The sequence below is a fragment of the Gemmatimonadaceae bacterium genome (assembly GCA_019752115.1).
Taxonomy (GTDB): Bacteria; Gemmatimonadota; Gemmatimonadetes; order Gemmatimonadales; family Gemmatimonadaceae; genus Gemmatimonas.
Genome location: JAIEMN010000050.1, coordinates 45,545 through 56,520, shown reverse-complemented (window position 1 = coordinate 56,520; position 10,976 = coordinate 45,545). Strand labels below are relative to the sequence as shown.

Here is a 10,976-nt window from a genome sequence, read left to right as displayed (position 1 = left end):
TGACCGACTCGCTCCCGGCTCCGCGAGTGTTACCCATCATCCCGGTCCAAGCGTTACCGATCATCCCGGCTGAACAATCTCGATGCTCACTGCTCGGCTCTCGGTTCTCAGAGGCCCCCCCCCAGTCCGAACCGCCCCGGAAACTCCCGCCGGGACGAAGCGTTCGTTTCAAACGACCCTCGTCGATCCCTCCCGACTCTCTCGACGCCGAGAGCCCCCTCCATGCGCGTTCTCCTCACCTGCGTTCAGGCAGACTCAGCCGTACGCCAGTCCGTCGCTCAGCTCGCCGACGGGCTGATCGCGCGCGGGCATCAGGTGATCGTGGTGACCGACGCCCTGCCGCTCGAGACGGAGGCGATTCAGGTCGATGCGCGGGCCGATGCGAGCGCGTGGGCGCTGCGGGGGCTCATGCTGCTGGTGCAGGTCATGCGCCGCTATCGGGTGCACGTGGCCCAGCATGCGGGGGTATCGGGCGAGTCGATCACCCGCATGGCCGCGCGCCTCGCCCGTGTGCCGGTGGTGCCACCGGTCGCGGCGACGGACGGCGTCGAGGCAGAGGTGACCGCGCTGGAGCGGCAGTATCGGTCGGCCTACGTCGCCGCCAGCCGCTTCGAGATTCCGATTCTCTGCTACCACCGTCTGGTGGAGCAGGACCGCGAGGGTGGGCCGGCCAACATTCACCTGCGGGTCGACAAGTTCGAGGAGCAGCTGCAGTACCTGCGGGCGCATCGGTATCGCACCGTGCACTTCGCCGATCTGCGCACGGCCGATGTCTTCGAGCCACGCGATCGACGCATCATGCTCACGTTCGACGACGGGTACGAAGACAACTACCGGTTGCTCTTCCCGCTGTTGCAGAAGTATCAGGTCAAGGCGGTCATCTACCTCGTCTCCGGGCTCGAGCGCAATTCGTGGGACGCACACAAGGGCGAGCCGTCGCTGCGACTCCTGAATGCGGCGGAGCGGCGTGAGATGCTTGCCAGCGGTCTCGTGGAGTTCGGTGCGCACACGGTGACGCACGCCGACCTGAGTGCGGTGTCCGCTGATGAGGCGGCCGACGAGATTCGCGCCTCGAAGGCGCAGCTGGAATCGATGCTCGGCGTCCCGGTGGAAACGCTGGCGTACCCCTACGGACGCTGCTCGCGCGCCGCCAAGGATGCGGCACGCGAGGCCGGCTTCCGCTACGCGCTGGCCACCAACTCGGGGCCGCAGGCCATGCACGAGGACCCCTACCACGTGCGTCGCATCGTGGTGTTTCCGAGCATCACGCCCGCCCGCTTTGCGCGCAAAGTGAGCGGGCGCTACGTGCAGCGGCCGTCCAGCGATCCCGCCGTGACGCCCGAGCTCATGCCGCGCTACGCCGACGTGGCGGCCGGGCCGGCGGTGTAGACGACCAGGGTTTCGTAGGCGGTCTTGTAGGTGAGATAGCCCGTCTCCACGAGGCGCGCGATGATCGGCGCGGCCTTCGTATAGGCGAAGGAGCCGGTGTAGAACAGGATTTCGCCGCCGGGATTGAGCGTGGTGAGGAACAGCTTCACCAGCGCTTCGTCATCGAGCGGCGCATACTGCGCATTCGACGGCTCGTAGAACTCGCACAGGTGAAAGAGCGAGACCACGTCGAAGCGGGGCAGGAGACCGGCCGTCAGCGTGTAGATGTCGGCGAAGAACACCTTGTAGTTCTGCGCCGCGCGCGGCTCGGCCACGATGTAGTCGACGTACGCCTGATACTCGCCCATCGACGCCGTAATGCCCAAGATCTCGTTCGGCTTTGCCAGTTTCTGGTTTTCGCGAGCGAGCAAATGGTGCTGCCCGGTCCCAAAGTGGAACACCGTGCTCCCCTGGCGCCCGCTCTCGCTCAGGTATTCCGCGAAGTGGGCATCGCACGGACACGCCGCCATCTGCAGCGTCCAGGTATCGGCGTAGAAGTTCAGCTCCCCGGGCTTGGGCTTCACCTTGACCGGCTTGTTGCCGGGCACGAGCCGCTTCAGCTCGCGCACGATCTTCTTCATCCCGGTGGGCTTTTTCGGAATGATGTCGGCGTACTCTTCGAGGACAATCTTGGCCATGCCAACTCCAGAGGCGGGAACGGGACGCCTTTTCAAGTCCGAACTGGGACGAATGGTTCCGGGCCTGCTCCGGACAGGGCATTAAGAAATTCCACGGGGCGTGTGCGTAAATGGAAAGGCGATCGGCTGCGGCAATGACGGCGAAGGCGGCCGACTCACCAAACCTTTCGGCCACCGGGTCTGTCCTAGTCGCGTGGCACTCCACCCCACCATCAGCCCGGCGCGTCGTCCATGGGTCCTGCTTTGCGTGTGATGCGGCTCCCGCTTCTCATCATCTCGCTGTGTTCGCTCGCCGGGGCGTGCGCACGCGACGTCTCCACGCCGCCCGCCCGCGTGGGCACAACGCCGCTGCGCGATACCCTTGCGGCGCTCACCAAGCACTTCGCCGACAGCCTCCATCTCCCGGGGCTCGCCGTCGGCATCTGGCAGGGCGACTCTCTGCTCTTCGATTTGGCGCAGGGCCGCTCCGCACTTCCCGGTGGCGCGCCGATTTCGACGGCCAGTGTTTTCCATATGGCCTCGATCTCCAAGCCGTTCGTCGCCACGGCCATCATGCAGTTGGTGGAGCGACGCCAGCTGGAGCTCGATGCCCCGATCACGCAGTACCTGCCGTACTTCCGCATGAAGGACGCGCGCGCCGCGCGCATCACCGCCCGCCAGTTGCTGCGCCACGTCGCGGGCCTGCCGGATGTCACGGACTATCGATGGGACCACGCCGAGTACGATGCCGGGTCACTCGAGCGCTACATCAGGGAGCTCAAGGACTCGAGCCTGGTCGGCGAGCCGGGCGTCGCGCCGCGCTACAGCAACATCGGCTTCGAAGTGCTCGCGGATGTCGTAGCGAAAGTCAGCGGGGAGTCCTTCGACGACTACATGCAACGGCACATCCTGACGCCGCTCAAGATGACGCAGAGCACGTTCCTGATGACGGACATGGATTCGTCGCGTATGGCGTGGGGTCACAGTGCCGATAGTGCCTCGGGCCAATATCGGCGCACCGCGGTCTATCCATACAATCGTCGTCACGCCGGCAGCTCCACGTTGCACAGCAGCATCAACGACATGATGCGTTGGGTGCGCGCGAACCTGCGCGGTGGCGAGCTGGATGGCGTGCGCATCATGCAGCCCGAGACGCACGCCGAGCTGTGGAAGCCGAGCTGGGATCTCACCGGCGACGTGGAGCGCGACGCCAAGAAGGCTGGCGTCCCGATGCCCTATGACAGTCTGGCCCTCGGCTATTCGTGGGAGCGCATGGTGCGCAGAGGGCGCCTGTTGGTGATGCACAGCGGCAGCGATGTGGGCTTCTCGACCGATATGGTGCTCGCCCCCCGCGACTCCCTGGGCATCGTCGTGCTCGTCAATGCCGACGGCGTGGACACGCGGACGCTGTCCTTTCGGCTGCTCGATCGGGTAGGGAGTGCCCGTCTGGTGCCCGGCGGGTCCCACCGAGAGTGAGTCACGCGCGCCACGTTGGTACGCAAAACGGGCCGGACGTCATCCCGACGCCCGGCCCGTGTGCTCACACGCCTTGCGGTGTGCTTACGGCGTGATCTTCTTCGGCTGCTGCTGCTTGATCTTTTCCATGTACTTCTCGAAGAAGAACTTGTGGATGTCCATCATGTTGATCTCACGCCCCTGGATGTAGTTCTGGACGATGTTGCTCGTCATGTCCAGCGGCGTGCCCGTCGTGATGAGCAGCGTGCCTTCCTTGCCCACCTCGAGTGAGCCGACCTTGTCGTCGACGCCCATCATCTGCGCCGCGTTGATCGTCACGGCCTTGAGGGCTTCCTCTTCCGGCAGGCCGAATGCGACCGCGACGCCCGCTTCCCACGGGAGGCGGTAGCTGTAGAGGCCACCCGACCCACCGGCGATCGCGAACTTCACGCCCTTCGCGTACAGCTGCGCCGGCGCGTTGTAGGCGTGATCGTAGCTTTCGTATTCGCGCGACGGCGCATCGAGCGTGGAGGTGAGGATCACCGGCACGTTCTCCGCCTTGAGGCGATCGGCCACCAGCACCGCATCCCGCCCGCCACGAATGACGAGGTTGACGTTCTCCGCCTTGGCCCAGGTGATGGCGTCGTTGATCTGCGACGGCGTCTCCGCCGCCACCACCACCGGGATCTTCTTGTCGAGCGCGGGGATCATCGCCGCGTAGCGCGTATCGGTGCGCACGTTCTGCCCAGCCTTGACGGCATCGCGGTACGCACGCGCCTCCGCAAACCAATCCTTGATCTGCTGCACCTGTTCCGGGTACGTCTTGGGCGGCGCCGCCGGCGGACCGCCGCGGCCACCCGGGCCGCCGCCGCCACCGAAGCGCCCACCCGGGCGCGCGTTCGGGTCGGGCCACTTCACGTTGAGCGCCGCGGCGCCCTTCATCGACATCTCCTCCCACGTCCACCCTTCGAGCGACATCGCCGAGGAGAGGCCGGAGATCACGCCGCCTTCCGGCGTGCTGAAGGCCACGAGCACGCCGGCCGAGCGCGTGGTGCCGATGTGCCGGCTTTCCGCGTTCACCGCGATCTCGGCGCGGATGTTCGGATTGAAATCACCGGCTTCGCGAATGTCGTTCGAGACATCCACGGCACCGATTTCGGTGAGACCCACCGTGCTGTAGGCGTCGATGAGGCCGGGGTAGATGTGCTTGCCCGTGACGTCGACGATCTTGGCCCCGCGCGGCGCCTGCACCTCGGCGCCACCGATCGCGGCGATCTTGCCCTTGTCGAGCACGATCGTGCCGTTCTGGATGACGCCCTTGGTCACCGTGTGAATGGTGGCGCCCTTGAGCACCACCGGGGTCGTTTGCGCCGCCACCGGCATCGTGACCTGCGCGCCGGCCGTCGCGGCCGACGCCAGCGCCGCGGCCAATGCGATCGCCGTCGAACGCGCGCTCTTCTTCAGCATGCTCATGATATCGAGAGTCGGAGTGTAGGAGCGCATTACTTGCCGCCTCCCGGGCCGCCGCGGCCACCGCGCACCGGACCGGCCGGCGCGTCGCTCGGGCCGGCCGCGATCACGGCCTGAATGAGCTGCGCGCGTTCCTTGGCGATTTCCTCACGATTGGCCTTGTCCTCCTCGAGTGAGAAGTACTTGCGGCCATCGATCCACGTCTGCTCGGCCTTCGTGAACTGCGAGAGCGGATTGCCGTTCCAGATCACGAAGTCGGCATCCTTGCCCGCCTCGAGCGAGCCGATCTTGCTGTCGATCGCCACCGCCTTCGCGGCGTTGATGGTGACCGTCTTGAGCGCGTCGATCTCGTTCACGCCCGAGCGAAGCAGCTTGCCCGCTTCCCAGTTCATGCGCGTCGAGATTTCGGCGTCGTCCGAGTGCAGCGAGGTGACCACGCCGGCTTCGAGCAGGATGCGCGCGTTGTACGACGTGGCGTCGTACGCCTCGAGCTTGAACGCGCCCCAGTCCGACCACACGATCGCGGCAACGCCCGAGTTCTTGAGCTCCGTCGCGATCTTGTAGGCTTCGACGCCGTGCTGCAGCGCCTGGATGCGGAAGCCGAATTCTTCGGCCAGGCGCACCAGGGCGAGGAACTCGTCGGCACGATAGCCGTGGCTCGTGACCAGCAGCTTCTGGTTCAGGATGTCGAGCAGCGCTTCCATGCGCAGATCCTTGCGCGGCGGAATGCCAGTCTTCGTCTTTTCCCAGTTCTTCCACTCCTTCTCGTAATCGCGCGCCGCCGCGAAGTGGTCGCGAATGATTTCGTTCACGCCTTCACGCGTGTTCGGATAGCGCGTCGGGCTGCGCTTGGGGTTCTCACCCAGCGCGAACTTCACCGTGCGCGGCGCCCCCTGGATCTTGTAGTCCTCGGGGAGCCCGCCCCAGCGCGTCTTGATGAACACGTTCTCGCCACCGATCGGGTTGGCCGAGCCGTGCAGCACCATCGCCGACGTGAGCCCACCGGCGAGCTGGCGATAGAACCAGATGTTGTTGTGCGTGAGCACATCGCCCATCACCACTTCGGGGACGATCGCGAAGCCCGACTCGTTCACCGAGCTCACACCCGAGTGCGAGTGCGGATCGATGAGCCCCGGCGTGACATGCTTGCCGGTGGCGTCGATGATCACCGCGCCAGCCGGCGCCGTGAGCCCCTTGCCCACACGCGTGACCTTGCCGGCCTGCACGAGCAGATCGGCGCCTTCGATCTTGCCCTGCGGACCCGACGTCCACACGGTGGCGTTTTTGACCAGCACGGCGGCCGGCTGCACCGGCGCCGACGTCCGGCCGAACTCCATGCTCGGGCGGAGCATCGGCAGGTCGAGCTTCGGCACCTTCACCGCCACCGCGCCGCGCGCGGGCCCGGTGTAGCCTTCGGTGCGCGTGCCGCGGTACTTCGCATCGGTGCCGTTCGGCAGCGAGAGCCAGCCGTAGAACACCGAGTCGGTGACCGAGCCGGCGAGGAGCATGCCGCCTTCCTGACCCAACGGCTCACCCGGGAACGACGCTTCGATGCGGCCGGTCTCGGAGATGACACGCACGTTGGTGAGGTTGACCGGGCGACGGCCGGCCATTTCGATCGTGCCACGGATGCGGTTGAGCGGGCCGTCGAACTTCACGACGGCGTTCTTCCAGGTGCCCTGATCATCGCTCGTGATCGTCCACGTGCCGCGCGGATCGATCTGCGGCGCACGCGTGACACCGTACTGCTTGCCCTGCACCCACACGTCGCGAATGGCCGCCTCTTCGGTGAAGAGATCGCCGTCGGCGACGACGAGATTGGCGGCCTTGCCCACCGCGATCGTGCCGTGGGTCTTGTCGATACCGAGGATGCCGGCGGGCACGGTGGTCAGCGCCGCCAGCGCCTTGTCGGGCGCGAGGCCGCGCGCCACGGCGGTGCGGAGGTTCGGGAAGAACTGCTGCAGGCTCGGCAGGCCGTCGGCGGTGATCGCGAAGTTCACGCCCGCTTCGGCAAGCTTCGCCGGATTGGTGGGCGCGAGGTACCAGTGGCGCAGATCGGCGAGCGACGCGTTCGTGGCCGCTTCCGGGCTCGACACATTCGGCGCGTCGGGGAAGGCGAGCGGCACGATGAGCGGCTGCGTCTTCCCCTTGAGCACGTCGAGGAGGCGATACTCCTCCCCGCTGCCGCGGAACCACGGCGTCAGCTTGTACTCCTGTGCGAGCTTGGAGGCGCGCAGGTATTCCTCTTCGCTCGTGGTCTCGAAGAGCACCGGCTGCGTCCCCTTCACGGCCTTGCCGAGCGCGGCGAGCGCTTCACTCGTTTCGGGCGGCAGAATCGAGCGACCGCTCGTTTCGTAGGCGCCCCACGCGCGGATGTACCACTCGGCGTCCATGAAGGTCTGCTTCATGAGCGCGATGGTGCCCATCGTGGAGTTGGGGTACTGCCCGCCGAGCTGGAAGGAGCGGTTGAAGCCCATCGCCTGCGTGAGGTCGGGGCGCAGCACGCGATCGCGCAGACCGGCGTCGCTCAGGCTCACGACCGACGTCGTGCCGCGGAAGATTCCCTGACGCGGCACGGCGAGCGCGGCGCCGAACCCGAGGGAGCGGAGCGCGGTGCGGCGGGTGGAGTCGTCCTTGGCGTTCGACGTGGTGCTGAACCACGCCCGCACCTGCGGATTCCAGTGCGTCGGGCCCACGTCGCCGCCCTGCGGCGGCAAGTCACCGCCCAGGTCGGCCGAGGCATCGATGAAGCCGGGATAGACCGTGAGACCCTTGAGGTCCCACACGCGCGCACCGGCCGGCGGCGCCATGCCGGCTCCGACGGCCTGGATGAGGCCGTTGCGGATGACGACGGTAGCGTTGGTCAGGACCTGACCGGGGGCCGTGACGACCTTGGCGCCAACGAGGGCGTGGTAGCCCGTGCCGTTGTCGCGCAGGCCGGCAATCGGCTCGGTGCGGGAGGACTGCTGGGCCTCGAGCGAAGTCGCGGCGAGGGCCGCGATGCCGAGGAGGACACGAAACGCTCTCACGAGGGGCTCCGGGCGACCGGCGGGCGGTCGCGGGACAAATGGAGAAGGCAAGCGCCAGAGGCGCCGCGCCGGGGCGCGAGGAGAAACGCGAGCCGGACTCTATATGTTGGGGCGCGCGGGGCCTCGCGGCCAGCATGGTCTCTTCGGAATTCCGAATTCCGCGCCCCGATCGGGCCTCGGACTTCAGTCTCGGGGGCGGTCGTCGGTCTTCCGATGTCGGAATTCCGGGTCTGACCTCAGACAGCCGCGCCCGAGACCGAATTCCGAGGCCCGATCGGGACCGAGGTCGGATGTCCGATCCGTGGGGCGGGTCGCTGCGGGGCGCGCAGGGGGGCATGTTGGAGATGGACCTTCCCCACGCCCTATGCCCGCCAAGAAAGTCGTCCCACCCCCCGCGCCCGCGCCGGGGCAGAAGCTCGCCGGCCCGGCCTCCTACTTCCCGAGCATCGAGAAGACGTACGGGAAGCCGATGCAGCATTGGCTCGATCTCACGGTGAAGCTCCTCGGCAAGCACACGCACATGGAGGCGGTCGGCGTGCTGAAGACCGAGCATGGACTCGGGCATGGGCACGCGAACGCCATTGTCGCCTACGTCAAGGCGAAGCTCGCCGGTTGACGGTTGCGGGGGCGCCTCGCGTCCAGGCTGCGGCCACGCGCCTCACTGGTTCCGGAGGAAGTAGTACCCCGACCCCGCGTCATACCGGATCTGCGCGACACCGCCCTCGGTGACAAACCGCAGGCGATCTTCTTCGCGCGTCCACGTGTCGCCCCCGGCGAAGTGCAGCACCTCCGGCTTGCCACCGTTGCGGGCGATGGTGAGACCAGTCGCCGTGGAATCGATCCGCACCGTGAGCGGCGCCCCGCGCGCGGGGCCGCGATAGGTCCCCACGAGGGTGGCCCGTGACCCGGTGAACACGGAGTCGGTGACCGGCTTCCGGCCGAGTACCAGCATCGCGAGATCGACGCCCAGCGTGCTCGGTGAGACGGGGCCATTGGTGTTGGCAAGCACGACCACCGTGAGCTGGTCGTCGGGATAGTACTCCGACTCGGCGAGATAGCCGGGAATCGCCCCACCGTGACCGATCATGCGATGGCCGCCAACCGTGCGCAGCGCGAGCCCCTTGGCGTAGCGGAGGCGCGTGCCGTCGGTGAGCGTTGCCGGAGCGATGAGCTCCTGATAGCTCGCCGCGCTCAGTACCTTGCCGCCATGCAGCGCGGCGTTCCAGGTGAGCAGATCCTGGACGGACGCACAGAGTGAGCCCGCGGCGTACGGCCACGAATGTGAAATCGGGGCGTGATTCACGAGGCTGTCGCGTGCGACATCATAGCCGCGCACCTTGCGCGGCGTGACGCGCGACTCGGAGCAGTAGCTCGCATCGCGCATGCCGGCCGGCGTGAACACCCGTTCGGTCACATACTGGGCGTACGACTGGCCGGACGCCTTCTCGATGACGAGACCGGCGAGGAAGTACGCCGAGTTGTTGTAGCGCGCCTGCGTGCCGGTGGGGAAGTCGAACGACTCCTTCGAGACAAGCGTCACGAGCGTGTCGCGCCGCAGCGGCTCGGCGGCGATGCTGCCGAAGCTCGCCATTTCGGTATAGCTGCGGATGCCAGACGTGTGGCTGAGGAGATCCCGCACCGTTACCGTGTTGCCATGCGTGTCGAACGTCGGCACGTACTTCGTGACCAGATCATCGAGCGACAGCTTGCCGGCGTCGCGTAGCTGCAGAATCGCGACGGCGGTGAACTGCTTGGTCACGGAACCGATCTCGTAGATCGCGCGATCGGGCGTGGGGACGCCGAGCTCGATCTCCCCCTTGCCATACGCCTTGAGCAGCAGCGTGTCGGTGCCGCGCACGACGCCCACGGAGAAGCCCGCCACGGGGCCCGAGGCGAGGCGCGCGCGGACGAGCGAGTCGAGGCGATTGCGGAGGCCGGCCTGCCCACGGGCAGGGAGAAGCGGCGCGAGGAGCAGGGCGAGAGCGGGGAGCGCGCGGAGACGCATGTGGGTGCAGGGCGAAGGAAGAAGGCGTGGCGCGGTGCGGGCGATGTCACTCAGTGCGGCGCGAGACAGGGCTGCAGGGTGTCGACCACGAGACATCCGGTTCAGCTGGCCTGCGTTGCCACCGCGCATTCGCGGGCGCGGTCAGGCAGCGTCGGTGCCAACGGACATCCCGCGCTGCACGTGCATGACCGTGAGCGAGAATGAACTAACACGAGAGTCGAGAAGGGTCCTCAACGGTCCACGTCCATGTGAACATATCGCGCGCGCATGCCCGCTGCGGTGGATGCTCCGACCGTTCCCGGAGCGGTCAGTTCGTCGTCACGGTCCCATTGGGGTTCAGCTGCACAAAGCCGCACCGGTCGGCGGTCGCGGTGATGGCGGTCGTCCAACTGGCGCCGCTCCCGGTGGCGCTGAGGACATGAACGCCGGGCGTGAGCACCGTCGTCACGGATCCTGCGGCACCGCACGGTGGGCGGCTGCTGTAGCTACGCGTGATCTGACCGACCAGCAGGTCATCGATCACCACGTTGATGGGCGAGGTGATCGGCGCGTTCGTCCAGAAGAGCAGCCGAGTGCGTTCACTCGCTGCCGTGCTGAAGCGCAGCAGCTGACACTGCCCGCTCAGCACATTGGGCGTGTTGTTGGTGTTCCACGTGAGGCCACCGCCCGCCGCCGATATGGTGTGAATCCCCGGGGTGACCTCCACCGTGAAGACGCCCGTTCCGCGACACGCGGGGGCGGTGCTGTGGCTTCGCGTGATGTAGCCGGCGAGCGCGTTGTCGAGCGTCACGGCCACGCTGTCACCGACATCAACATCGACCCAGAAACTCAAGTAGGCCGCAGGGACGGGCGCGGCGGGAACGGTGACCGTGCGATCTGCAGGGGCGGTGGACGTGCCGCAGGAGCAGACGGCGACAAGCAGGGCGACGAAGGAAGAACGGAGAGCGGCGGTCATTCAGCACTGGCGAGAAC

The 10,976-nt window shown here is 67.0% G+C and carries 8 protein-coding genes; 3 read left to right on the top strand and 5 right to left on the bottom strand.

The window, feature by feature from the left end; all coding sequences use genetic code 11:
• Window positions 1-222: 222 nt before the first annotated feature.
• The gene (locus K2R93_19240; protein ID MBY0491985.1) at window positions 223-1,389 is read left to right on the top strand and encodes a polysaccharide deacetylase family protein; all 1,167 of its coding nucleotides are present in this window, start codon (window positions 223-225) and stop codon (window positions 1,387-1,389) included.
• Here the strand turns inward: K2R93_19240 and K2R93_19235 are convergent.
• A complete protein-coding gene (locus K2R93_19235; GenBank protein ID MBY0491984.1) occupies window positions 1,356-2,066 on the bottom strand; it encodes a hypothetical protein in 711 nt (236 codons plus the stop codon). The genes K2R93_19240 and K2R93_19235 overlap by 34 nt on opposite strands.
• Window positions 2,067-2,318: 252 nt before the next feature.
• On the opposite strand from K2R93_19235, the gene K2R93_19230 reads away from it, so the two are divergent.
• Window positions 2,319-3,521, top strand: coding sequence for a beta-lactamase family protein (locus K2R93_19230; GenBank protein ID MBY0491983.1), 1,203 nt, complete (start codon window positions 2,319-2,321; stop codon window positions 3,519-3,521).
• A gap of 84 nt (window positions 3,522-3,605) precedes the next feature.
• Here the strand turns inward: K2R93_19230 and K2R93_19225 are convergent, their stop codons facing one another.
• Entirely contained in the window at window positions 3,606-4,973 is a 1,368-nt protein-coding gene (locus tag K2R93_19225; GenBank protein MBY0491982.1) for an amidohydrolase family protein, read from the bottom strand.
• Window positions 4,974-5,002: 29 nt separating this feature from the next.
• Window positions 5,003-7,999 carry an amidohydrolase family protein gene (locus K2R93_19220; protein MBY0491981.1) on the bottom strand — a complete coding sequence of 999 codons (2,997 nt, stop codon included), beginning with the start codon at window positions 7,997-7,999 and terminating at the stop codon, window positions 5,003-5,005.
• A gap of 364 nt (window positions 8,000-8,363) precedes the next feature.
• Here K2R93_19220 and K2R93_19215 point away from each other — a divergent pair, with 364 nt between their 5' ends.
• Window positions 8,364-8,615 (top strand): DUF4287 domain-containing protein, encoded by a 252-nt coding sequence (locus tag K2R93_19215; GenBank protein MBY0491980.1) that lies wholly within the window; start codon window positions 8,364-8,366, stop codon window positions 8,613-8,615.
• Between the two features lie 42 nt (window positions 8,616-8,657).
• Here K2R93_19215 and K2R93_19210 read toward each other — a convergent pair whose 3' ends face one another.
• Together K2R93_19210 and K2R93_19205 are read right to left on the bottom strand one after the other, a co-directional pair.
• Window positions 8,658-10,004 (bottom strand): beta-lactamase family protein, encoded by a 1,347-nt coding sequence (locus K2R93_19210; protein MBY0491979.1) that lies wholly within the window; start codon window positions 10,002-10,004, stop codon window positions 8,658-8,660.
• Between the two features lie 307 nt (window positions 10,005-10,311).
• The gene (locus K2R93_19205) at window positions 10,312-10,959 is read right to left on the bottom strand and encodes a hypothetical protein (GenBank protein ID MBY0491978.1); all 648 of its coding nucleotides are present in this window, start codon (window positions 10,957-10,959) and stop codon (window positions 10,312-10,314) included.
• Between the last annotated feature and the right edge of the window lie 17 nt (window positions 10,960-10,976).

Excerpts from the sequence above, each read along its gene's own strand:
- K2R93_19240 (MBY0491985.1), top strand. The coding sequence starts at position 223 with ATGCGCGTTCTCCTCACCTGCGTTCAGGCAGACTCAGCCGTACGCCAG.
- K2R93_19235 (MBY0491984.1), bottom strand. The coding sequence starts at position 2,066 with ATGGCCAAGATTGTCCTCGAAGAGTACGCCGACATCATTCCGAAAAAG.
- K2R93_19230 (MBY0491983.1), top strand. The coding sequence starts at position 2,319 with ATGCGGCTCCCGCTTCTCATCATCTCGCTGTGTTCGCTCGCCGGGGCG.
- K2R93_19225 (MBY0491982.1), bottom strand. The coding sequence starts at position 4,973 with ATGAGCATGCTGAAGAAGAGCGCGCGTTCGACGGCGATCGCATTGGCC.
- K2R93_19215 (MBY0491980.1), top strand. The coding sequence starts at position 8,364 with ATGCCCGCCAAGAAAGTCGTCCCACCCCCCGCGCCCGCGCCGGGGCAG.
- K2R93_19210 (MBY0491979.1), bottom strand. The coding sequence starts at position 10,004 with ATGCGTCTCCGCGCGCTCCCCGCTCTCGCCCTGCTCCTCGCGCCGCTT.
- K2R93_19205 (MBY0491978.1), bottom strand. The coding sequence starts at position 10,959 with ATGACCGCCGCTCTCCGTTCTTCCTTCGTCGCCCTGCTTGTCGCCGTC.